The sequence below is a fragment of the Paenibacillus profundus genome, from assembly GCF_021369635.1.
In the GTDB taxonomy this organism is placed as follows: Bacteria; Bacillota; Bacilli; order Paenibacillales; family Paenibacillaceae; genus Paenibacillus_B; species Paenibacillus_B profundus.
The window spans coordinates 271,084-295,422 of sequence record NZ_JAJNBZ010000004.1 but is presented as its reverse complement, the minus strand read 5'-3'; the positions used below and the strand labels follow the sequence as shown (position 1 = coordinate 295,422).

Here is a 24,339-nt window from a genome sequence, read left to right as displayed (position 1 = left end):
AGTATTCCCCCTACATTCAAGCCTTTGCTTTTATGATGTTTTTTAGAAATTCCAGATATTCTGACGACCTTTTGACCCAAGAATTATCGTATATAAAGGTTCGATTAACTTCAGTATGCTCATTCGATTGAGATAATTGTATAATAGCCCTCTCAAATTCTTGGTACTGGGAGTAAAACTTCAACCGATTATGTTTGAATTTATCAATTTCTTTCCAGTATGAACTTACAACTGGTTTATTTAACGAAATATATTCATATAATTTCACTGGATCAACGGCCTTTATAAGTTCATTTACCTGAAACGGTAATAACATTATATTTCCTGAATAGATATAGTCTAAAACCTCTTGGTGTGGTATGGCTCCTAACAATATGATGTTATCTGACAACTGATCAGGTTTATATTCACATGGGCCAATTAAATAGATCGAGTATTCAGGATGCTGCTCAGAAAAAAAAATAATGGTCTCCCAATCGAGCCAATGACTAATTGTTCCTATATAAACTAAGTTAGGTTCAGATAGAACCTTTTTTTGAGGTAATTTATTAAACGTAGCCTCATCCACTGCATTTGGAATGTTTGTAGCGGGCAAACAGCAATCTGGATTTCTCCGTTTCAATTCAAGCAATAATTGATGAGAGCTTGTAATAACTGCATCTACTTGATTCAGAGTAATACTTTCTTCTTTAATCATTCTATCTCGAAGTTTATCTATATAAAAAAAGGGCATGTTATCCATACATTCGTATATAAGAACAGCATTTTCTTTCATACTTTTTGAAATGTATCGATGCTGCAAGGGAGCTGTTAGCACAATGACATCGTATTCACGATGCTTTAACACCTTTTTAATATATCTAATATTTATAATTTCAATAACCTTCAGCTTCAGCGAAAAGGGTACTACATATGAATCTATAATATTTAGATTTCCTTTCTTCACCTTATGAACAATGCCCTTGCCAAACGGTGTTAATGAAAGATAATCGACCTCAACATTTTGTAAAGATAAATACTCTGCTATAAAATGAGGCCTCTGCTTAATCCATTTCCAATTAACAGTAGAGAAATATAGAATTCTCATCTTTCACCTCCTTGCAACACCAAACGCCATCAACATTTCATACACTTTCACTTACTCTTTGATGCCTCCTGGTATTCTTTAATCACCTTTTCAGATGCTCCAATCCTCATTACTTGTCCGTGTTCCATCCAAAGTACACGATCACATAAACTTTCCACTTGTCCTAATGAGTGTGATACAAATAACACTGTGGTCCCACCCTCCATCATGGAGCGAATCTTCTTTTCTGATTTTTCTTTAAAGTTTATATCCCCAACTGCCAACACTTCATCCACAATTAGAATCTCAGGTTGTACCACTGTAGCAATCGAGAAACCTAATTTAGCCTTCATGCCAGAAGAGTAATTTTTCAATGGGGTGTGTATGAATTTACCTAGATCAGAGAATTCAACAATTTCGTCTAGCTTTTCATTAATGAATTTTTTGGAGTATCCCAGTAACAATCCATTAAGTTTAATATTTTCAATACCTGTTAATTCACCATTAAAACCTGCGCCTAGTTCTATTAAGGGTGCTATACTCCCCTTTCTAGTAATCGCCCCGGTAGTAGGTTTTAAAACACCGGCAATAATTTTAAGAAGCGTACTCTTTCCAGCACCATTATTACCAATGATTCCAAATACTTCTCCTTTATTAACGGAAAAGCTCACATCACGAAGTGCAAAGAAATTTTCATATCTAATTTCTCTCTTTATCTTTTTAACAAAGAAATGTTTTAACGAATCAACTCGCTCTGTTGCAAGTCGATATCTCATCGTTATATTAGATACCTCTATAACTGTTTCATTCATAGTATACCTCTGTCTTATAAATGATAAATAAAACGATCCTGTGTCTTATAGAAAACAAACAAACCTAGAACGCCATATATAAGCATATATGCAATACAAATTAAATGCGACATAAAGTCAGGAACTACACCATACATCATAACGTCTCGAAACATATTTACGATTGTATACAAGGGATTTAACATTATTAACGGCATATACTTTTCAGGAATAATAGATGCTGGATAAAAAATTGGTGTCATATACATAACAACCATTAATATTATGGAATAAAAATGCTTCATATCTTTAAAAAACACATTAATTGCGGCTAGGATCAATCCAATACCGGCTGATATGATTAACAAATAAAACATAGGGAAAAGGAACATTAGGTTAACCCATCGAAATGAGAGTCCGGTAACTAGCATTACTGCCCCAAGCGGAACTAATGCCACAAATGTTGTAATAAATGACGAGCACACACGCGACAACGGGAAGAAGTACTTTGGAACATATACTTTCTTTATTAATTGACCGTTCGCATAAATAGAGTCCATTGCAAAATTTGTAGACTCAGAGAAGAATTGATAAACAATTCGACCAATCAGTACATAAACGGCGAAATGCGGAATCTCATGTTTAAATAATGTTGCAAACACAATACTTAACACGACCATCATCAATAGAGGATTTAACATGCTCCACAAAATCCCCAATACGGAGTTACGGTATTTTAGCTTTATATCTTTTCTAACCAACTCGAAGAACAGATCTTTATATTTAAATAGATTACTTAGATATTGATTCATTTTATCTCCCTTAGCTATATTTTATAGTATCGTTTTTCATCGAATAAGTACTGAGTTAGAGTACAAGCATATGAAACTAGAAAAGGAAGTAGAAAATTGTCGACTTATGGATACAACGGCTCCAAAGCCAAAAAAACGCCAAAGGCTCCAAAGCGCCTTGGTTGCTGCTTGGAGTCATTATCTTGTTCTTACTTTGGTCCACATTTAAAGTTGCACTATATTATCGGACGAATATCAGACTATGAGCAACCAATATGTAGCAGCACTTTTCTCAGCTAGTATTCACAGCCATCGTAGTTAGCTTGGAAACGATTCAATTGGTCTAGTCACAAAGATACATTGTCCCTACTAGAATTCTTATTACCCGCTAGTTTCACGTTATCAATGATAATAGCAGCATCGATAGTATTTGGCAGTGAATATGCTGCTTATCATGTTGATGTATGGCATATTTCTTGTCGCTTCATCCATTATAGCGCAAGATGATGTCGTAAATCGAACATTAAATCTAGCAGGTCATGATAATTTCTTTCATCTTTGTGTTATTTTAGATAATTCTATTGGTTAGGGGATGGGCCAACTGTTACACTGTTTGTAAAGTGGCTTGGTGTCACAACGACAGAGTCAGGAGGTGCTTAAATGCTGTTATGAGTGACACTAATGCTGAACATCTTACATCTGTCTTCCAATATGCGAATACATACGCCGGATTTCTTTGGCGAATCTCCGCCACGGTGCAATGTTAATGACATCGGATTTCAACCACTTCCATAGCCTTTCGACGCATATTAAGTTCAGGGCTATAAGGTGGTAGAAGCACCCTCGTAAGTCTTCCGTTCATTTCACTCCAAAATGGTTCCAGCATCTTTGCACGATGGGTTCTCAGCTTTCCTTTTTCAAACCACCGTATGCTGCTCGAATCACATTTCGTCTTCACACAAAATGTGATCAATTTCGCCGTTTTCGTATTTTTAAGCTTGGAAACGTGGTTTCGACAGACTCATTTTTGATATACCCGGAATAGAATACTCTTGCCCGAACTCACGGTTGATGTACGCTCCGATGATCTCCAGCGTCCAGTTACACTTGGCGGTGAACACGACCTTATGAGGCAACGAGTCAACAATGGTCTGCTTCAACTAGGTCTGTTGTTCCTCCGTTAATCGTTTTGGCGCTCCAGTTGAGAATTTCATGATTAAACCGCCAATTCCGTGTTTTCAGTTAGTGCGGATATACTCTTGAATCGTATCCACCCTTACACCACAGTGACATTAAAAAAAGAATTGGCAACAGCATGAAGCCACGCATCGCTCGCATCTGAACCAATTCCCTTGTCCGATTTTAAAGGTTTTCTGGAAATTCATAGAATCTAAATATGCTCGAAGTATGGCTATTAGGAAAGATCCAGTTGCATTTCAGTGAAATGGAAGTTTTCGACTACCTATGCTATTATTATTATCGTAATTTAATGCAAAGGAGAATAGAACTTTGTCTACATATGGCTATGGGGCTTCAAAGCCTAAGCAAAGAAACGACAAAAACGACAAATTCCCTCTTATTCATTGGGGAATGTTAATTACTCTTATTTTGTTCTTGTTCTGGTCCCCATTTCAGTTTGCTTTGTTTAACGGACAATTGACGTACTTTGAAAAACCAATATACTGGTCAGTCCTTATCGCTTCTATTCTATCATTCTTGGCGGCAGGATTCCTGCTTCAATTCAAAAAAAGAAATAATGAATCCGACATACTTACAACTATCGTATTCTTACTACCTATAACCTATGGAGTTTCGTCATTTTTTGCAGCTTCCAGTTATTTGGCGGTAAATGCTGTTTTGATCATGTTTACGTATGCCGTTTTCTTCACCCTTACCTATTTTATGTCTGGGGAAGGAAGATTAAATCGTATCATCCAAATCACATTAACGGGCACCGCCTATGCAATCGTCTGGTTCGGTCTGTTGAATTGGCTTGGAAACGGTAAATTTGCCGCTGCATTCATTGGATGGTTTTCAAGGCTTAATGCGGACGGTTTATATCAGCAAGCGATATGGATAGACGCAAACGGTCCGCGTCTTACCTCTGTGTTCCAGTACCCAAACACTTATGCGGCCTATCTAATGGCATTCTTATTTGTCGCTGTGTTCTATTTGACCTCAACCCGAAAGGCTGTAAGTCAGGTGGTTCATGGCTTTATGCTGGTACCTATTATCTTATCCATCTTTCTGACGCTCTCCCGCGGTGGCTTGGTTCTGCTGCCAGTCGTGTTTATCATTGTGTTGTTATTTGTAAAGCCAGCACGGCAGCTGCTATGGATTTTACATTTGGCGATAAGCGGTGTGGCAACGTTTATAGTATTGAATCCCGTTTCGGAAATCGGTATTCAAGCTCAACTGAACCCAACGGAGACTTCCTCCTTGAAAGGCTGGATGTACATCCTTGGAGCATCCGCTGTGTCTGCTGCACTGAGTTGGGTCATTCAGAGGTTTGTTGCTCCTTGGCTGGAGGGTAAGCTAGAGAACTTCTCGGCCAAGAAATGGGCGAATGCTCTCATTCCTGTCGGCGGCACTGTTGCAGTAGCCTTGCTTTTATTCATTTTCATCGGGACTAGCGCGAAAAATATGTTGCCAGAAAGCATTTCTTCCCGTTTAGGCTCAATTAATTTTCAACAGCACAGTGTCTTAGAACGTATAACTTTTTACAAAGACTCGTTGAAGTTGGTGGCTGATTATCCGCTGCTTGGCGCCGGTGGCGGCGCATGGAGCGCGCTCTATGAGAAGTATCAAAACAACCCTTACGAATCAGCGCAGGCACACAGTTATTATATGCAATATCTTGTCGAAGTCGGAATTATTGGTTTTGTCGTTTTAATCGCATTTTTGGCATTCGTATATTGGAAATACATTCGATCTTTCATTACGGCAAATGAAGAAAAACGCAACAGTTACTTTATGTACTTCATTCTAGCTACTAGTATCTTGATACATAGCGTTATGGATTTTAATATGAGCTATGTATACATTGGCATCCTCGTCTTCATGAGTCTTGGAGGTATGACAGCCTCGGTAGAATCGAAACCGTTTGAGAAACTCAAACCTAAATCGTTCCGGATAGCCATGACAAGTATCCTTGGCGTCGTTGGGCTTGGACTGTTTATTACGTCGCTACTATTCTTGCAAGCTTCCAGTTCCTTTACAAAAGCACAAGAAACTGTGTCTCTAACGAACGATTTTAATAAAACAATGGTCCATTTGGAAAAAACGATGAACATCCGGCCCACGGTTCCGGAATACGCCGATTTTAAAGCTTATCTGTTCCAACAGATGTATCAACTACAACAAGACGAAAAGTTTTTCACTATTGCAGAACAGACCTTAAAAGAAGCTCTGAAAAAGGAACCCTATAACAAACAATCTCTGCTTAAACGTCTTATTGACGGTTACGAAATGAAGGGTATGGAAACGGAGTTATATGAGGTTTATTCTGAACATGCGTCTAGCTTCCCGTGGGATATGGTATGGTACGATAAATATATGGAGGCTGCCCTGCGTCAAGGTGTAATTGCAAATAATGAGGCACCTGATAAGAAAAATGAATATATGGATGAAATCATTGCCGCATTTGAACATGTCAAAGCAGGAGTCGAGCATTTGAAGACGCTCCCTGAGGGGCAATTGCAAGGTAACGAGTTCTATGTCACTTCTCGCATGGCAATGAATGCAGGTCGGGCTTACATCATGAAGGGCGACCCAGGGCAAGCTGCAGAAGCGATGAAACCTTATTTGCAGGAAGACTTAAACGACGCCAATAATAAGGAGCTTGCACGCTGGTACGTTGCGGCAACCATGCAGCAAGGACAGGTCGACCAAGCATGGTATGATAAGCTCGTAGCTGCTGATCCTTCTGAGAAAGAACAAATCGAGCAAGCAGCGGCGATGCGCTTTAATGCAGAATAGCTCTTAAACCGAAAGACCCTAATCTCGATGAAAATTGAGATTAGGGTCTTCTTCATTCACATTCTGCACCAAAATCACTCGTTGGTCACTTCATTAGTACGACAGGTACGGCTGGCCGATGCTAAGATGATCGTTCACTGTTACAGGTGCAGATGTACTGTCATATCACAATTTATTCCGTTCCCTCATACTGCCCAATCATCCGTTTCATATAGACCAACAAATCACTTTGCAACTCCGGACGTTGTAACGCATAATGCAGCGTCGTCTCAATAAAGCCAAGCTTCTCCCCTACGTCATGACGATGTCCATCAAAGTGATACGCCAATACGGTTTCTTCCCGCCCTAATTGGGCAATCGCATCGGTAAGCTGGATTTCTCCGTTCACTCCTGCCTCCTGCTGCTCCAACAATCCAAATATGCGCGGTGTCAGCACATACCGCCCCATGATGGCCCAGTTCGACGGGGCCTTCTCTTGCGCTGGCTTCTCAATGAGTTGCTCCGCTTTGAGAATGCGTTCATGAATAAGCGATCCGGCAACCACACCATAGCGGTATACCTGTTCCCACGGCACCGGTTGGACACCAACGATGGACGATTCGTATTGCTCATACACTTCAAGCATTTGCTTCAAGCATGGCGTATCCGCTTGGACGATGTCATCGCCCAGCAGCACCGCGAACGGCTCATTGCCGATAAACTTGCGGGCGCACCAAATGGCATGCCCCAGTCCGCGCGGCTCCTTTTGACGAATGTAGTGAATGTCCGCCAGCTCTGACGGCTTTCGCACCTCTTCCAACAGCGAGAGCTTATCCTTCTCGCGCAGCATGTGTTCGAGTTCAAACACGTTGTCGAAATGGTCTTCAATCGCCCGCTTGCCCTTACCGGTGACGATAATGATATCTTCGATACCCGATGCAACGGCCTCTTCCACAATATATTGAATAGTCGGTTTATCCACTATTGGCAGCATCTCTTTCGGCATCGCCTTCGTCGCTGGGAGGAAGCGTGTGCCGAGTCCCGCCGCAGGAATGATCGCTTTCCTGATTTTCATGTTTACCTCCATATCCATCAGTAATCCGTTCCAAGCACTCCCTGTAAGTATACATGAATCTAAAGACTATCTGCACATCGATCTTATGCATCTCTTCCGAATTGTATGTAGCAACAAGCCGGAGTTATTACATTCAAAAAAAAGCAGAGCTCCGACGTCCGGAGCCCTGTTTCACCACTCTATACGTTTACAAGCTACTGATTTCCATACAGCCAAAACATCAAAGTTTCTACATTACTTAAAACCACCTGCTTGTTCGTCCTCCTTCCCTACTATTTATCACTCTCTATATCACTTCCCCGTCTTCTTCCTCCACTCATCCAGCTGGCGCTGAATTTCGCCCAGCACCTTGTCGATACCCGCCTGCTTGCGCTTGTCGATGTACTCCTGCAAGTGCTGCACTGGGTCGACCGTGCCCGTATCTAGGCCAGGGCCGTATTGGTCGTTCACAGCTTGAATGTTGGCCATTTCCGTCAAGACGGGCTGCGGGTCGAACGTGAAGCCGAGAATCGGCGAAGGGCGGGCGCTCTCGTTCTCCTTGATCGTCTGATCGCGCACCTCCTGCGACTGCCCTTCACGCAAGAACGCTTTAAACGTGTTGCCGAACACCCACGTCTGGTTCGGGTCATACCCGCCGCCTTCAATTGGCTTGACGGTGTGCTCGTTCACTTTTTCGTAGTGCTTGCCCTCCACCCCGAACGAGATAAGGTTGATAAGCCGCTCGTCCTTGTTCAGCAACTCGAGGAACATGAGCGCCCGTTCCGGATTTTTCGAATTTTTGCTAATCGCCTGCATCGATTGGATAATCGTATTCGTGCCGACATACGGCTCCGTCAGATGGACAAGCGCAATGTCTTTGCCGCCGAAAGAGGCCTTCTCTTCGATATCCCGTCCCGGCTTCAAAACATTATGGAAGACAGACGCGATCTTGCCGACCTTCTTCAAATCATTCACACTCTTCAGGTTCGCCGCATCCTGGTTAATAATCCCTTTTTTGAACCAACCGTGCATCAATTCGGTATATTCCTTATACTCCGGCGTCTGAATGATGTCGACCGCCTTCAATTCCTTGTCATCCTGATAAATACCGATAATGGCATGATTGTTAATGAACTCCAAGCGATTGAAGGAGTTTTTCATAACCTCGAAGGAACCGCCGCGTGTCAGCGCGAACGGGATGATGCCGGGTTCCCCGGTTCTCACATCCGTCAAAAACGGCTCCATGTCTTTGACTTGCTTAATAGAGGCCGGATCGAGCTTGTACTTGTCCGCATACTGCTTCTGTACGATGAATCCTTCCCGGTTCGTAATCGTCTGGTAGTTCAATATGCCGTACGTCTTCCCATCCACCTTCAGCGCTTCCCAGACGACGCCTGGCAGCGTCTTCTTCAATTCGGGCATATGAGTGTCGATTAAGCCGTCCAGATCCAGAAAAGCCCCTTTGCGCGCGTTCTGCGCATAGTCGAACATCCAGAACGAAGTCCAGGCGATGTCAAAGCTCTCGTTCGACGCGACCATCGTGTTCAGCTTCTGCGCGTAGCTGCTGTTCTCGATTGGCTTCAGCCGAATCGTCGCTTGAATTTCCTTCGTCGTTATGTCGTTGATCGCTTGCTCGACTGTCTTCAAGTCCCGCTGCGTGTTCCACTGCGGATAGTACCAAGTCAACTCGACTGGCTCCAACCCGCCACTGCCGGCCGATCCAGAAGATGTCTCGCTGGACGTCCCCTTGGCGTCACCTTTATCAGAAGTAGCTCCACCTCCGCCGCACGCATTCAACAGCAGCGTAAAGAGAAGCAGCATAACACTCCATATCCTCCATTTTCCGCGTACATGTTTCCCGTCTTGCCTCTGCATGTTCATTCCCCCATATCATTAACGTTCTATACTTTTAGAGGTCGTTCAAAAAGCCATTTTGATCACGAACTTTTAATCTCATTAACCCTTCATGCCATTAACACTTAACATAAGGAACGAATCCAGCCTTCACCTTATTCCTTCAAGGAACCAATTGTAAGCCCCGCCACGAAGAAGCGGCGGAACAGCGGGAAAATAAACATCATCGGTCCCGCACCCACAATCGCCAAGGCCATGCGCGCCGACATGCTCGGGAACTTCGACAGATCAACGAGGCCGTCGACGTATTGCGCATTGTTCGCGATAAATTCAATCGAGCTCATCGTGCGGTACAACAGCAGCTGCAGCGGCACCCATTGCTCGTTGTCGATGAACAGCAGCCCGAGCCACCAATCGTTCCAATACGCGAACGAGATGAACAAGCTGACCGTCGCCAATGCTGGCGCCGACAAAGGAAGGATGAGCTGAAAGAACATGCGCCACTCCCCGGCCCCGTCCATTTTTCCGGATTCAATCATCTCGTGCGGCAGCTTATCCATGAACCCTTTCATAATGAGCACATAGAACGGGTTCAACAAATAAGGAATAATGAGCGCCCAGACCGTATCCTTTATGTGCAAATATTTCGTCACCAGCATATAGAACGGAACCAACCCGCTGCTAAATATCATCGTAAAAAAGACGTAGAACGTCAGCATGCGCCGATACCGGAAGTCTTTGCGCGCCAGCACATAGCCCGTCATCGCCGTCAGCAAAATGCTGGCCAGCGTGCCTGCTATCGTCACCAGAATCGTCACGCCATAGGCGCGGATCAGATCGACCGGATATTGTAATATGACCTCATACCCTTGCATGCTGAACTCCTGCGGAAAGAATGAGTAGCCTGATAAAATAAGCTCCTCCTCTGCCGTGAACGAGGCGGACACTACCAGCCACATCGGCGCGATAATCGCGATGCTAAGCACAAGAAAGATCCCGTGTATTACACCTCTTGACCAACTCCATTTCCGTTCCATCCTGCCCTCCCTTTCCGCGCATCGAAAATCAAAATCCGAAATTTAAAAACCGCCATTCATACTGCCTGCAATCGTCACCTTACTTACCACATTGAGTTATCCCGATTAATCCTCCGCACGAGCGCGTTTGCGGAAATAACCAAAACAAATCCGACAACCGACTGATACAATCCCACCGCAGCCGTCATGCCGATGTCGCTAATGTTTTTCAAGGAGCGATACACATATGTGTCGATGACATCCGTCGTCGAATAGAGGAAGCTGGAATCGTTCGGAATGAAATAGAACAACCCGAAGTCCGCGCGGAAGATTCCGCCTACCGCCACAAGGAACAAAATAACGACGAGCGGCATCAGCATCGGTATCGTAATCTTGGTGGCCAGCTGCCATTTGGAAGCGCCATCAATTTGCGCCGCCTCATAGTAGCTCGGGTGAATCCCCAATATGCCTGTAAAATAAATAAGAGCGGACAAACCGACCGATTTCCATATATGGAACAAAGGCAAAATGAGCGGCCACCATTTCGGTTCCTGGTACCAGGCGACGGGTTGTTCGCCCATAGAGAGCGCCAGCTGATGCAGCAGCCCTTTGCCCGGTTCAAAGATGGCTAGCGCGATGTAGCCTACCACAACCCATGACAGCAGGTGCGGCAAAAAGAGCACGGTCTGGTACATCTGGATCCGCCGTCCCATAATCTCTCGCAGCAGGATGGCAAGCAGCAGCGCGCAGACCGTTGTAAGCAGGATGAAGGCGCCATTGTACAGCACCGTGTTGCGGGTAATGATCCATGCTGTCTGTGAAGTAAAGAAGAAGGTAAAGTTGTTGAATCCATTCCAATCACTCCCGAAAATACCTAAATCGTATCGATAGCTCTTAAAAGCAATGACCAATCCAATTAAAGGGAGATAGCTGAAGATGAGCTTGAACAAAATAGCCGGAGCGCTCATGACGAGGAGCGAGCGCTGCCGTTTCATCATTTTCCATTCATGCTTCCATTTTGAAAATCGTTTCGCAGGCTGCATCACATTCAACATTCCTCCTTTTTCGGCGTTCACGCCAAGCTAAAGCCTCATCTCCAATGTAAAAAAGCGGGCTAGGCCCGCTCAACCGTTCATATTAAACTCGACTCCTCAACCATACTGCTCTATTCGAACTGAACTGCTCAATTCAGCTTCGAGGGTATAAAAAGCATCGTCACCGCGCCTTACAAAGCATCTGAATCACTCAAGGCTTGAATCGCTTGGCGGGTGCGGCACTGCTTAGGCGTACCGCCGAACTTTTGCTTGAATCGCTTGAAAAAGTGACTCTCCGTCCGGTAGCCGACCTTCTCCATCACTTCTGCAATCGTCAAGCTGTCGTTCATAAGCAGCTCCATCGCCCGCTGCAGGCGAACATCATGCAAATAATCCAAGTAGCTTATACCTGTGCCCTGGCGGTAGACACGGCTAATATAAGCAGTGCTCAATTGCAGCGCATCCGCCACCGCAGCCAACCCGAAATCGGGGTTCGCCAGCTCCACCCGTGCCAATTCCTGCATGGCAGCGACGATCGCTTGTCTGCACCGTTCCTCCTCCTCTTCTGAAATAGGTCGGCTTTGCTCCAACCAATGTGCCAGCACACTACGGGCTTGCTCTAGATCTTCAGCCTGCTGCACCTCTGTTTTCAAATTACGCCATTGTATAAATCCCGACTCCGACTCTTTGCCGTAGCTAGGCCGTTCCTGCCAGACCGTGAACAGCTCCAAGGCAAGCAGCAGCAGCGCCGAGCGAACCATATCCGGCACACAGCCCCGGGCCGTATCGAACCAATCCGCCAGCGCATCGTCCAGCTGCGCCTGCCGGTTCATCCGCATTGCCTCGCATGCTTTCGTCGTGCATCGCGTGAGATCACGCTCCTTCACCTGCATCGTGAAGCTGCTCGTCGCATGATGACGCAGCAGCCCGGAATGGATGACGACACCCGGTCCGTAGACGAACCGGTACGTCCAACGTTCATCCACCTGTTGCTTGGCGTCAGGCACCTCCTCAATACTGCCGACGACATCACTGATCGCCACGGTGACCAAGACCTCTTTAAAGCGCCCATCAGACGCCGCCTGGCTCTGTTCTGCTGCCGACACAAGCTGCCGCTCTGCCTCAAGCTCCGTTCCAATAGCCGCTGCGGGAAAGGAGAACCAGAGCAGCTCCTCGCCGCTCCGTTCCGGCACCGAAGTCATGCGCCAACTGTCAGGCAGCCTCCGGACAATCTCTTCCTTCACCATCTCCAAGAGATCTTCATCCTCGACCGCTGCTTCATGTGTGTCAGCATCCGGCTTCGTGACCGAAATGCGCGCGAACAGATAAGGACCATCTGCAATTTCATGACATTCACGCTTCTCCAGCCACTGTTGAAAGTCGGCCGCATCGCCGCGAATATCTCCGGCAATCCACTTCCTCAGCTCTGCCTGTACGGCCAGTGGCCGATCCTGCTCGACGCGGTTATGCAAATGCTCCAGTCGGGACATCATACCGCGGTACATCTGCTGCAGCCTGGAGAACTCATCTTGGGTCTGCGAACCTCCTCGAGGAGACAGATTCCATTGTTGCACGAGGCGGGATAACGGACGATATAGCTTCAACGCAAACAAATAAGAAATGACAACCGAAGCGAGCAAGGTTCCCCCGCCCACGGCCACGAAAGTAAAGGCCAACCGATCCATGCGCGCAACAATTTGCCGATACGGCTGCATTTGATACAACGTCCAGCCGTAAAATTCCGTCGGCGCATAGCGAATAACCATCTTCCCCTGATCAGAAGAATGGACGAAGGAACCGGATTGGCCTGGATTATGGTGGACGTCCTCGTACGCAAGTGCAAAGGCTTCGTCCGTTCCGTCACGCAACCCCTTCCGATCGCGGTCCAGCCTTCGTCCGTCTTGATCGAACACGATGCCGTCCGGGGTGCCGACGAAAAATTGAGAGCTTTTAGAAAAAGGCCCGCTGTTGACAGACAACTGCTGAAACAACCAGCTAGGGCGGATAAACAGTAAGATGGAGCCAGGCTCTGGGTGCGTGGTATTTCGGTAGGCAACAGAAAAATCAAATAATCCATACAGCAAGCTATCGATTTGTTCAGTTGTGCCGGAGGCATTCGGAACCGAGAAAGGCATCAGCTTGAAGGAGGCGGGATCGGACAGGGTCAATTGCTGCAGAACAGCGTCCCTTTCACCGCGGGCGTTTTGTTGAATGACGGCGCTCGTGGAGAATAACTGCTCAGACGGCCCGTTATATATCGCAATCGATTCCAAATACCCCGTAGCGTTCGCGATTTGTTCCACCTTGCGCATCTTGGAGGCAATTTCGATAATAGATAGCTCTTCCCCATGCATCAGCGTGTACACTTCCGGGTCAACGTATAAACTCATAATTAAATTTTTAAGCGTGTCCCCCATGAACGTGAGCTGCGCATTGAACTGCTCCCTTTCCTGCACATATGCTTCCTGCTGCATGTCCAGCGCAGAGGAGTGAGCGACGATATATAGAGAAATGGTCGTAAACACCAAGGCGCATGTGACCAGGACGACCAGCGTGCGAATGAGACGATGCTGATATAGACTGCGACCTTTTGTAATCGCTTTCAATTTATGAGGGAAATTCCATCTCTTCACCACACACAACTCCTTATCTCTAATTGCTCCTATCATCCCCTTTGAAGTCTACTCTTGTTGATTGCTGTCACGTATTGCTGAAAAGAACCAAATATTCATGTAGTCTCATTTTACACTCCGATCGAGATCCAGTCTACGGTATCCTGCACCGCTTTCCTTCACTGCAACCTCAACCCTGTTCCCATTCCGAGGCGCTAACGCTTCTTATTATGGGGATGATATTGCCGGTATTCGCAGTTCGATGCTATTCATCCCTCTTTCTCCTCTGCTAAGAGAAAACGAAGAGCCGAATAACGGGTTCTATCTCCGGAGCCCCCTTGACTACCCCCGCATTGGATTTCGTACAGTCAAACAGCCACATAAACCTCCTAACGGCGGGTTCCATTGGAATTCATACAGTGGTTTGGCACCCATTCCGCAGCAATCACTGAAAAGCAGCCAGATCCGCTGGACAAACTACAGTCCAAGCGCCATTTAGCCGTCTCTTCCTTATATTCCACTGTACATTTTCCAATAGGATTCACTTCTGTCGCATAAACAATGTAACTCACCCTATCTAGTTTAGTCCGTTGTTAACGAAAGCACACAGCCTTGCCAAGACTCACAGCAATCGACTTGAGACATTCCATCTGTCAATAAGCAAAGCATTGATTCTTCAAACGAAATGTTCTGCTCGTGCAATAGCTCGTTCAGGCTGAAGGGGATTCGCTCCATCCGCCTCTTTGCTTCATTCTCCCCTTCCATCAGGAGACGGCACGCCCGCCCAATGACTCCTCTGGTTCCACTGCCATCACAAGCGGCCGCTTCATGACTTGATATACGAAACGACACGTGCCTTATCCTCAACGTTATCCCTCCTGACTGTAGGGGAGAACGGACATAAGGGCCATTGCACGAAAGCCAACAACGTATTCTCGTTTGAAAAAGAAAGGGCGGCTTCCATTCTGAATAAAGGGGAGAGTGAGGCAAAGGATGGAACAGGCATACCTTTTCCGGGAAGGGTAACGAGAGGAAATGAAATTCGTTTTGTCGCTTTACAGAACTTAAACATTCCTTAATGGCACAACAAGAACCCGAATGAATGTGCAGTCTCACTCATTGCACTTCCATTCGGGCTCCCATTTTCGCATTCTATTTACTCATGCTGCGCTATTCTTACTTCACCAATTGCCCGCGGGTCACGCCGAGCTGATTCGTTGCTTTCAGCTTGCGCCACACTTCAGTGCCGTTAATCTCGCCGCGCAGCGCACGTCCGTACAGGTCAATGACCTCGTGCACCTGTTCTGTCGTCTCTTCCAGGAATTCAACGCGGTATGAACCAACGCCAAGCTCAAGGAAATGCGTCAAATATTCCGCACCAGACTGCTCGATCGCGTTGTAGACCGTGTTGCGGCAGCCTTCATCCACCCGGACCGGGTGGGACATGCCGATGCGGTCGCGCAAGGAGACGCGGTGCTCTTCGCATGGACGGCCGCAGTTCGTGTAATCCGTTCCTTCGCTCAGGAACGTGCAGTATACGCAATGCTCCGTATGGAACATCGGCATATGCTGGTGAATGACGATTTCTAGCTTCGCTGTATCTGCATGCTGCAGCATATCCACCATCTGCTGAATGTTCAAGTCATAGGAAGGCGTGATGGTATCCAATCCTGATTGAGCGAACAGCTCCACGGCCTTATGATTGGCCACGTTCAAGGAGAAGTCGCCAATCAGCGTTGGGAACGGCTCGCCCTTGGCGGCCGCTTCCTCCTTCGCCTGCACGTAGAAGTGCAGCGCTCCCGTGTTCCGAATGAGCACAGCATCCGGCTTCAATTTCAAAATATTCCGGTGGTAGCCGTTCTCGTTCGGCATATGAATGCGCGGCGTCACGAGCGCAATTGGCTTGCCTGCAGCACGGCATGCTTCGACAGCTGCCGGGAACTGCTTGATGAACTCGAAGTCCGCATAGATTAACGCGGCTTCCGTCTTCACCGCAGCCTCCACCTGCTCAAGCGAGCGGCACAACGCCGTTAGCTGCGCGCCGCCAAACGGCACGGCGACATGCTCGTTCACGGCATCGCCGTACACTTCGGTGTCGCGCTTCACGTATACCGGCGGCTTCGGACGCTCGCCAGCCAACTGATCGACCGCGTCGCGGCGAATCGCGTTCAGCTCGCGCATCGGTACGATGACGTCGCCCTCAAGCGCCGCCTCCAGCCGCTCCAGCTGGTACACCGTTCCGCCCAAGCGGCCGAACTGCTCCTCCAGCAGCGCCGAATCCATCGGACGCTTCTGCGCCACGTCGAGCTCCAGCTCGGAATCGACCTGCACGGTCGTTCCCTTCTGTACGTCGGTCCACCATGTGCGCAGCGGCTCGCCAGCGCGGCCTTCCACGCGCACATGCACCGGGAACACCCGATACGGCTTCTCCGTCTCGAATGTCGCGCGCATGCGCTTCTCCAATGCCGGGTCGCTCGTCTTCCAGATGCGATCGCCGACGTGAACCCGGCGCAAGTCCACATCCTGCCGCCCCGGCACGATGTCGACGAGCCAGCCTTCTTCCGCCTCGCCTTCCACCTTCACGCCTTTGCGGCGCACGTCATATACGCGTCCGCCTTCTTCCTTCTTCGTCGGATCGCCCGCATCGAAGCCGATGCCGTCGCCACGCTTCAGCGGAGCTTCCAGCTTGCAGACGACACCATCGCGCAGCACCTGCTGCACCGTGCCGAGATAGACGCCGCGGCTCTTCGGGAATGTCCCGTCCACGAGCTGCTTGTTGTTCGTCCCCTTCAGGAAGCCGTGCGTAAAGCCGCGCGAGAAGCTCTGCTGCAGCTCGCGCACGTCTTCCTTCGTCGGCCCCGTCCAGCGCCCGTCGAAATAATCGTCGATCGCCTTGCGGTACTTGCTCACCACGTTCGCCACGTATTCGGGCTGCTTCATGCGGCCTTCGATTTTGAACGACGTTACGCCCGCTTCAATCAGCTCCGGCACGATGTCGATCGCCGCCAGATCCTTCGGCGACAGCAGATACGTCACATCTCCCATCGGGTGATGCTCCCCATCCACCATCATGTCATAAGGCAGGCGGCAGGCCTGCGCGCATTCCCCGCGGTTGGCGGAACGTCCGCCCCACATCTCCGAGGTCAGACACTGTCCGGAATACGATACGCATAGCGCCCCGTGCACGAACACTTCCATCGGCAGCTGCGCCTGCTCGCCAATCTTCTGAATCTGCTTCAAATTGTTCTCCCGGCCGAGCACGACACGCTCCATCCCATAAGGCTTCGTGAACTCCGCCGCCTCGGGAGACGTAATCGTCATCTGCGTCGAGCCATGAATCGGGAAATCAGGCGAAATATCGCGAATCATTTTGACCAGACCAAGATCCTGCACAATGACCGCATCCACACCCGCATCGACGCAAGCCTCAATCAACTCTTTCGCGTCCTCCAGCTCATTTTCGAACACCAAAATATTAAACGTCAAAAACCCTTTGACCCCATAGCTGTGCAAATAAGCCATAATGTCAGGCAAATCATCCATGCGAAAGTTATTGGCGCGCGCCCGGGCATTAAATTTCTCTACCCCAAAAAATATCGCATCCGCGCCGTTCGCCACCGCCGCCCGCATACAATCCCAATCGCCGGCCGGCGCCAACAGCTCTATATCTCCACGCGTTATCCCCTGCTTTATTGTAGTCATGCTCATCCTCCAAGCTAAATTCCTCAGCGCCGCAGCATGAGCTGCGTATCTATCTCTTTTTTTCTGCTGAAGATGCATAAATTAGTATAGCGATCTTTGCGCCGAAACTCCAGTAAAGGCTAGAACTTCCTGATGCTCTCCTGAAGCGGGCCAGCGGGCGATCAACAAAGCGCCCTATCGGACAGCCACTCAAGCCTTCCGAAGCGGGCGCTTCCTCTCTTTATTCCGTTTCAATGATTGCCCAATGCTGTAAATAGGCTGTTTCTTATTTGAAAGTAAAGGACTTGGTTGCCTGCTTCAAACTGTCCATCAGTTCAGTTGTCATAGACGCATCATAAACCGTATACAGAACTGTATACACGTGACCGTTATCGGCGACTAATTGCATGCGGGTCGTATACGGTGCGTTAATGTCCACGTCTCTGCCCGTCAACTCGACCAGATAGGCCGACTTCCCCTGCAGCGTCGTCTTTTCCTTTTTCACAAAGTGAACCGCATCATCTTCTAACAGTACTTCTTCCCAACGAGCCAACGCTTCATCTACCGTTCGCGCCTCTTCGATATAGATGAAGAAATTGCTGTTCGGCAACGAGTAGCTGGCAATTGTGCCTTCGTCGAGCTTTTCCTCATAGCCTTCCATAACATAATAGTTGGCGTCGTGCAGCCACCATTCAGGTATTTGCACAGTAAAGCCGAATGGCTTCCCGTCACGCTGCACAGACTTCTCCCAAGACATCAGCCAATTTTCCCCCGAAGGGAGCGCGTTCAAGTCGTCCTGCTTCTCCTTCATCTTGCCGTCCACACGCACCGAGGCGAGAATGCGGTCACCGACTTTTCTATCTTCCGCATTATCCTGTCCATAGAAAGACACCATATATTGAACGCCCTCATCCATCGCGATGAGATGCATGCTCAAGCTCCAATCCTGCTCATTATAGCGGTGCTTATATACGTTCAGTTTGGCTAAAGTCCCGTCTGCCAAGGAGATGTCCTTGGTTTCGACCAACTTCACATATTCCGGCTTGTACAGCTTCTTCAAGTAAGCTTCATGCCGCTTCACCAAGCCGTCCGGCGTCATTCCCTGTTCCGCCGTTCCATAGTAATATTCTACACTTTTCCAGTCTCCAGCACCCGCTAACACGCGCGGTATCCCATACTCTTTGTACCAGTCCACTGGAAAATCAACAGACAATCCTTCTCCCCACAGCTTCATATGACGATAGCCATCCTTAACCGTGCTCACATTCGTAATCATACCCTGTCCTGCTGCATAGCTCGGACGGAATGTATTCAAGAAAGGCTCATATTGAAGCAGCTGCTTCGGCTGTTTTGCCGCATCATCGAAAATCCGCACGACGTACCGTTTGCCATTCGCGCTAAGCACCCGCGCCAGATACATCTCATCTCCGCCATCAGAGACGCCTTGGGCATAAGCCACCCCTTCCAGCTTCCCGGTGCGCTGATATACTAGATCTCCTGCATAAATCACTTCCGTCTGCAAATGTTCCATTAACTGCTTCTCGGTCGCCACGCCTTGGAACGCACTCGTCAGATGTTCCAACTCGCCTGAATTCCAGTCCGTCACTTCCACTTGCGCCACGACAGAACTGGATTCATTGCCGAGCACGACCACACTCTCTGTTGGCGATGTCACCTCATAGCTCCAACCTTGCGGGAGCACCATGGACCACAGGTAATAGGAGTCTCCGATACGCGGCGCCGTTGCGTTCACATGAATCGAAGCGGCAGCCAACGGCTCAGGTCGCTTCCAGCTCAGCACCATCGTCTGGTCTGAATCCGTCTTGCAGGTTGCCCCGAATGCTTCCGCTATCTGCTTAAGCGGCACCATCGTCGTTCCATTCACCAATTCAGGCGCGACCAGAAGCGTTGTCAGCTTCCCGTTCAGCATAGCCTGCTTCTGACCGATTCTCATGCGGATGGAAGAGTGGTCATTGGTTAACGTTACCACATCGCCCGTTTCCAGCTTAAGCGACGCATCGAACGCGCGTGTAAAAATGCTCAGCGGCACCATCGTCGTGCCTTGCTTCACATAAGGCTTCACGATCGTGATCGCTTCTCCGTTCAGCGATGCATTGGTGCTGCCCGTCTTAAAGCGCAGTTGATCCTGAATCGCCGCCGTTGCAGCAGCTGCCGACACCGGAGATGCCGTCAGCCCCACTCCTCCCGTTACCATCGCTATCAGCGTCAGAGCCACAATGGCTGAGCGGATGCATTGACGCGGCCTTTCTTCGCGGAACGTCGTCGGCTCCATAAAAACACTCCCCCTAGAATAATTCCAGTTATAAAAAGTGTTGTATTTACCTGTCTTATTAGCGATTCTTTTTATTTCTACGCTTTTTGGCAATTCCCTGCTCAATCCGCGACTTCTTTGCTCTGTTGCTCCTCAGACTTCTTCACGGGCTTTTCTTCCGTCAACGTTACCGTCCGAGCGACGAGGTCGCCGCCCGACTGCATCATTAGCTTCACCTGCTGGCCCGGAAGCTTCAGCTTCAGCGCTTCATGCACATCCACGATCGTCTTTACAGACTTGCCGTTAATGGAATACAATACGTCACCAGCTGCTATGCCAGCCTTCTTCGCCGATGCGCTCTGCACGGTCGTCACCTTAATTGGATCATCCGATGGCAGCCCGACATACGCAGCCCAGCTTTCCTCCATTTCTACACCGAGTGAAGCCCGCTTTATCTTCCCGAATTTGAAAAAGTGCTGTACAGCCATCTTCACGGTGTCGGCAGGGATGGCAAAGCCCATATTTTCAATGCCAACCGCAGCGAACTTCATACTATTAATGCCGACGACCTCGCCTTTCATGTTCACAAGCGGGCCGCCGCTATTGCCCGGATTTATGGCTGCATCCGTCTGAATCAGCTTATAGCTGGATTCTACTGCACGATCGGTTCCGCTAATAATGCCCGTCGTCGCCGAATTGCGCAGCGTGAAGGACACCGGCGTGCCCAATGCTACGACCGATTCCCCTACCTGCAATGCCGCATCAGGCTGTACGAAAGAGACCGGCTGCAAGCCCGTTACAGCAATCTTCGCGATCGCCAGATCGCTTTCTTCGTCGGCGAACCATTTTGTGACCGGATATGATTTTCCGTTCGGCGTCACGACCAGCGGATGCACCAGCTCCGAGATGACGTGCGCATTCGTAACAATCCACCCATCTTGACGCACTACGACGCCAGTGCCGTGAGCCAGCCAATTGTCCGAATTATCCTCCGCATCCCGGTGCTTTCCAATGATGGAGACGACCGATGGACTGACCTTTTTTACGATGGCTGGAATATCATTTGGCGCGTAACGGTATGTCTTCGTCTTGGCATCATACATCCCTTTGCTCCCCGTCATTTGCTCGAACGCATCCGCCTCGATGTATACCTTGTCTTTCACCTTCGTTGCTTTCATCGTAACTGAATTTGACGCTTGCCCGGACACACTCGTGACCCCCAGCGTCAGTCCCAGCACGATACTGATCCCCACGCGCCACGTCCGCCGTCCGATGCTGTTCTTACGCCGCTCTCCCATTTGTTTGCTCCTTCCTTGCTCTGCAGCCTCTACTGCTCTACATACCAATATTGATGATATTCCCCTATTACGCAAGCGAAAAAAAGGCTCTTTGATGAATTCCCACCAAAGAGCCTGCCTGTTCTGAACTTTCTTATGTATCGCGCAACTTGACCATGCCATCTTATCCCGCGATGTAATAATGCATGTTTAAACTAAACTACCTCTAAATATAGAATCGTGGAGGGATGCCCCTACCAACCCTGAATCATGATCCAGTCTGCAAACAAGAACACAAGCAAACTGACTACGGCAAAGCCGAGTGCTAATAAATTACGTTGGCGCTGCTTCACTTGACGAATAACCGCCCACACCAGGATGATCGTAAACACGATCATGAATATGTCGAACAATTGAAATAAACTTTCAGTTTGTTGTGCTCCCTCGGCCAGAAACATGGTGCGACCTCCCTCTACACGCGCATTTTACCTATCTGAGTCTATGTTATATTTACCCAGCTTCAGATGCAAGTCAAAATCATTATATTTAACAAGATTGTCACCAATTTTTCACGTTTTATGCTTGATGCAGCCTGAATTCGATGACTGATGTCATAGATAAAGGGATAACGCTTACTTTCAGCCATTTCATAAGCAATTTCGCGATCATTTATTAGAAAGAGTAATACCTTTTTTTACCTTACCTTATTGTGGGCCTTCTGTAAATATGCTACGATGAGCTAAAGCTTAATTCATACTATTTATATCGGAATTAATCAGATTAGAATTTAGATGAGGAAGCGAGGGATTACCTATGGCGTATGAGCCGGTGTGGATGCAGGACCCTTCGAAGTTGAATAAGTTTGAGTTTGTCAAAATGGAAAAGGACGGACTGGATGTCATCCGCGACATTATTGAGACGTATGCGCTGCGAGGCTACGAATCCATTCCCGAAGACGACAAAGGCCGTTTTAAATGGGCGGGCGTCTACGAACAAAAGCCAAAGGATGGCTATTTCATGATGCGCATCCGCATTAATTCAGGAATTATGAACGTGGCCCAAGCTAGAGCGTTGGCGGATATTGCCCAACTGTATGGGCGCAGTCTGATGGATGTGACGACGCGGCAAGCGATTCAATATCATTGGCTGCGCGTGGAGGACCTCCCAGATATTTTCAAGCGGCTGGAAGACGTCGGCTTATATTCCTATGAAGCCTGCGGCGACTGCCCTCGCACGATTGTTGGTAATCCCCTTGCTGGCATCGATCCAAATGAGTTAATGGATACGACCGCGCTCGTGAACGAAGTAAACGACTTTTTCCTATTGAATCGTGACTTCTCCAACCTTCCCCGCAAATACAAAATGTCCATCTCCGCCAACCTTTACAACAATGCGCACGCGGAAATTAACGACCTCGCCTTCACTCCAGCCGTAAAAGAGATCGACGGCGAGCAGGTGCTCGGCTTCCACGCCCATGTGGGCGGCGGGTTATCAGCGAAGCCGTTCTTGGCCAAGCCGCTCGATATGTTTATTCGTCCTGAGGAAGTGCTCAAGGTGGCAATCGGCGTAACGACGTTGTTCCGTGATAACGGCTTCCGGGAGAAGCGCCATCAGGCGCGGCTCAAGTTCTTAATCGCTGCCTGGGGCGTCGAGAAATTCCAAGCGCAATTGGAAGAACTGATCGGGAAGTTCCCGGCACGTGGCGACGATAAAACGCTTGGCTGGCAGGCTGCCTATTTCGATGGCGTTCATCCGCAGCATCAAGCGGGGCTGCATTACGTAGGACTTAATGTGCCTATCGGGCGCCTGAACGCGGAGGAGTTCCATCAGTTAGCTGATCTGGCTGAGAAGTACGGTGACGGCACCCTGCGAACGACCATGTCGCAAAATATAATAATAACAGGGATTCAGGAGAAGCATCTGGATACCGTGCTGTCGGCTCCCGTGCTGCAGCGGCTCACCCCGTTCCCGAAGCCGTTCATGAGCCGCACCGTGTCCTGCACGGGCAACGAGTTCTGCAACCTGGCCATCGTCGAAACGAAAGAGCGCGCCCGCCGCGTTGCCGAGTATTTGGATGCGCGCGTGCCAGAGTTGAACGAGTTCATCCGCATCCACTTTATCGGCTGTCCGAATGCTTGCGGGCAGAAGCACGTGGCAGACATCGGCCTGCAAGGAGCGCTGGTAAAGACAGAGCAAGGCATGATCGACGCCTTCGATATCGCCGTGGGCGGTATTCTCGGTCCGAATGCCCGCTTCAATACGACACTGAAAGGCCGCGTGAAGGGAGACGACGTCCCGCATGTGTTGGAGCAGCTGCTGCTCTACTATAAGCAGGAACGCCATGCGGGCGAATCGTTCCATACCTTCTTCCTGCGTGTCGGAGCAGATTCCTTCCAAGCGAAATTAACGGAGGTGCTGACCGCAACGGCCTCGGCGTCTTAGTCAATTCGTGACAACTGAAACCGTATATTACAATCATCACCTTTCAATGCATCCTTATTTATGGTATTATTTCTATAGAAATTCGTTTTATTATAGTCATACATGAATAAACTAATAAAGACCGCAGATGCTGGAACATCTACGGTCTTGCAATAGATTGCCCTTAGGGCAGTCGACTAAGATTGACAGAAAGTAGACCTCCTGGCCATCTAAGCTCAAGGGAGGTCTACTTCTTGTTATGGAAGGACAGCAGAGCAATCACTAACAATCCGAATGCGATCATCAGACTGAGTGATTCATACACTGTCATGGCAGCACCCCCTTTCTGGGAGATGTGCCGACCACCCTTGAGAGCCTATTCTATTGCATCCATATTATACCACACGCATCTATCGATATGGGAACGTATTTTCCTATTCCTCTGTATATAAAACTAATAAATTCTTTCAATAGCAAAAAACCCCTCTTATCCGACTAGCTATCGGATAAGAG

At 48.4% G+C, this 24,339-nt stretch carries 17 protein-coding genes; 2 read left to right on the top strand and 15 right to left on the bottom strand.

All coding sequences use genetic code 11. The features are described from left to right. Nucleotides 1-16: 16 nt before the first annotated feature. The 4 genes from LQV63_RS08565 to LQV63_RS32005 all read right to left on the bottom strand — a co-directional run bounded on the left by LQV63_RS08565 (nt 17) and on the right by LQV63_RS32005 (nt 3,769). Nucleotides 17-1,087: a glycosyltransferase family protein gene (locus tag LQV63_RS08565; RefSeq protein ID WP_233696377.1), complete on the bottom strand. Its 1,071-nt coding sequence runs from the start codon at nt 1,085-1,087 to the stop codon at nt 17-19. 47 nt (nt 1,088-1,134) lie between these two features. Beyond that, nucleotides 1,135-1,878, bottom strand: coding sequence for an ABC transporter ATP-binding protein (locus tag LQV63_RS08560; RefSeq protein ID WP_233696376.1), 744 nt, complete (start codon nt 1,876-1,878; stop codon nt 1,135-1,137). 14 nt (nt 1,879-1,892) lie between these two features. Beyond that, the gene (locus LQV63_RS08555; RefSeq protein WP_233696375.1) at nt 1,893-2,669 is read right to left on the bottom strand and encodes an ABC transporter permease; all 777 of its coding nucleotides are present in this window, start codon (nt 2,667-2,669) and stop codon (nt 1,893-1,895) included. Between the two features lie 971 nt (nt 2,670-3,640). After that, nucleotides 3,641-3,769 carry a winged helix-turn-helix domain-containing protein gene (locus tag LQV63_RS32005; protein WP_407672901.1) on the bottom strand — a complete coding sequence of 43 codons (129 nt, stop codon included), beginning with the start codon at nt 3,767-3,769 and terminating at the stop codon, nt 3,641-3,643. A gap of 388 nt (nt 3,770-4,157) precedes the next feature. Between LQV63_RS32005 and LQV63_RS08545 the strand changes: the two genes are divergently transcribed. Next, a complete protein-coding gene (locus LQV63_RS08545) occupies nt 4,158-6,626 on the top strand; it encodes an O-antigen ligase family protein (protein ID WP_233696374.1) in 2,469 nt (822 codons plus the stop codon). Nucleotides 6,627-6,798: 172 nt separating this feature from the next. Here LQV63_RS08545 and galU read toward each other — a convergent pair whose 3' ends face one another. The 10 genes from galU to LQV63_RS08495 form a co-directional block, all read right to left on the bottom strand. Then, nucleotides 6,799-7,680 carry a UTP--glucose-1-phosphate uridylyltransferase GalU gene (gene galU / locus LQV63_RS08540; protein ID WP_233696373.1) on the bottom strand — a complete coding sequence of 294 codons (882 nt, stop codon included), beginning with the start codon at nt 7,678-7,680 and terminating at the stop codon, nt 6,799-6,801. Between the two features lie 291 nt (nt 7,681-7,971). Further along, nucleotides 7,972-9,534, bottom strand: a complete 1,563-nt coding sequence (locus LQV63_RS08535; RefSeq protein WP_233696372.1) for an ABC transporter substrate-binding protein — start codon at nt 9,532-9,534, stop codon at nt 7,972-7,974. A gap of 134 nt (nt 9,535-9,668) precedes the next feature. Next, nucleotides 9,669-10,550 (bottom strand): carbohydrate ABC transporter permease, encoded by an 882-nt coding sequence (locus LQV63_RS08530; RefSeq protein WP_233696371.1) that lies wholly within the window; start codon nt 10,548-10,550, stop codon nt 9,669-9,671. 83 nt (nt 10,551-10,633) lie between these two features. Continuing rightward, a complete protein-coding gene (locus LQV63_RS08525) occupies nt 10,634-11,584 on the bottom strand; it encodes an ABC transporter permease (RefSeq protein ID WP_233696412.1) in 951 nt (316 codons plus the stop codon). A 170-nt stretch (nt 11,585-11,754) separates the two neighbouring features. Next, entirely contained in the window at nt 11,755-14,196 is a 2,442-nt protein-coding gene (locus tag LQV63_RS31735) for a helix-turn-helix domain-containing protein (RefSeq protein WP_233696370.1), read from the bottom strand. 561 nt (nt 14,197-14,757) lie between these two features. Beyond that, nucleotides 14,758-15,042, bottom strand: a complete 285-nt coding sequence (locus tag LQV63_RS08515) for a hypothetical protein (protein WP_233696369.1) — start codon at nt 15,040-15,042, stop codon at nt 14,758-14,760. 309 nt (nt 15,043-15,351) lie between these two features. Continuing rightward, nucleotides 15,352-17,877 (bottom strand): U32 family peptidase, encoded by a 2,526-nt coding sequence (locus tag LQV63_RS08510; RefSeq protein WP_233696368.1) that lies wholly within the window; start codon nt 17,875-17,877, stop codon nt 15,352-15,354. Nucleotides 17,878-18,142: 265 nt separating this feature from the next. Next, nucleotides 18,143-20,149, bottom strand: a complete 2,007-nt coding sequence (locus tag LQV63_RS08505; protein ID WP_233696367.1) for a stalk domain-containing protein — start codon at nt 20,147-20,149, stop codon at nt 18,143-18,145. 101 nt (nt 20,150-20,250) lie between these two features. Continuing rightward, entirely contained in the window at nt 20,251-21,426 is a 1,176-nt protein-coding gene (locus LQV63_RS08500; protein ID WP_019424776.1) for a S1C family serine protease, read from the bottom strand. A 233-nt stretch (nt 21,427-21,659) separates the two neighbouring features. Beyond that, entirely contained in the window at nt 21,660-21,863 is a 204-nt protein-coding gene (locus LQV63_RS08495) for a DUF2759 family protein (RefSeq protein ID WP_019424775.1), read from the bottom strand. A gap of 355 nt (nt 21,864-22,218) precedes the next feature. Here LQV63_RS08495 and LQV63_RS08490 point away from each other — a divergent pair, with 355 nt between their 5' ends. Further along, nucleotides 22,219-23,847 carry a nitrite/sulfite reductase gene (locus LQV63_RS08490; protein WP_233696366.1) on the top strand — a complete coding sequence of 543 codons (1,629 nt, stop codon included), beginning with the start codon at nt 22,219-22,221 and terminating at the stop codon, nt 23,845-23,847. 226 nt (nt 23,848-24,073) lie between these two features. Here the strand turns inward: LQV63_RS08490 and LQV63_RS08485 are convergent, their stop codons facing one another. Then, entirely contained in the window at nt 24,074-24,157 is an 84-nt protein-coding gene (locus tag LQV63_RS08485) for a putative holin-like toxin (RefSeq protein WP_254912215.1), read from the bottom strand. Nucleotides 24,158-24,339 lie beyond the last annotated feature (182 nt).

Coding starts and splice junctions, on each gene's coding strand:
- LQV63_RS08565 (WP_233696377.1), bottom strand. CDS start 1,087: ATGAGAATTCTATATTTCTCTACTGTTAATTGGAAATGGATTAAGCAG.
- LQV63_RS08560 (WP_233696376.1), bottom strand. CDS start 1,878: ATGAATGAAACAGTTATAGAGGTATCTAATATAACGATGAGATATCGA.
- LQV63_RS08555 (WP_233696375.1), bottom strand. CDS start 2,669: ATGAATCAATATCTAAGTAATCTATTTAAATATAAAGATCTGTTCTTC.
- galU (WP_233696373.1), bottom strand. CDS start 7,680: ATGAAAATCAGGAAAGCGATCATTCCTGCGGCGGGACTCGGCACACGC.
- LQV63_RS08535 (WP_233696372.1), bottom strand. CDS start 9,534: ATGCAGAGGCAAGACGGGAAACATGTACGCGGAAAATGGAGGATATGG.
- LQV63_RS08530 (WP_233696371.1), bottom strand. CDS start 10,550: ATGGAACGGAAATGGAGTTGGTCAAGAGGTGTAATACACGGGATCTTT.
- LQV63_RS08525 (WP_233696412.1), bottom strand. CDS start 11,584: ATGTTGAATGTGATGCAGCCTGCGAAACGATTTTCAAAATGGAAGCAT.
- LQV63_RS08510 (WP_233696368.1), bottom strand. CDS start 17,877: ATGACTACAATAAAGCAGGGGATAACGCGTGGAGATATAGAGCTGTTG.
- LQV63_RS08505 (WP_233696367.1), bottom strand. CDS start 20,149: ATGGAGCCGACGACGTTCCGCGAAGAAAGGCCGCGTCAATGCATCCGC.
- LQV63_RS08500 (WP_019424776.1), bottom strand. CDS start 21,426: ATGGGAGAGCGGCGTAAGAACAGCATCGGACGGCGGACGTGGCGCGTG.
- LQV63_RS08495 (WP_019424775.1), bottom strand. CDS start 21,863: ATGTTTCTGGCCGAGGGAGCACAACAAACTGAAAGTTTATTTCAATTG.
- LQV63_RS08490 (WP_233696366.1), top strand. CDS start 22,219: ATGGCGTATGAGCCGGTGTGGATGCAGGACCCTTCGAAGTTGAATAAG.
- LQV63_RS08485 (WP_254912215.1), bottom strand. CDS start 24,157: ATGACAGTGTATGAATCACTCAGTCTGATGATCGCATTCGGATTGTTA.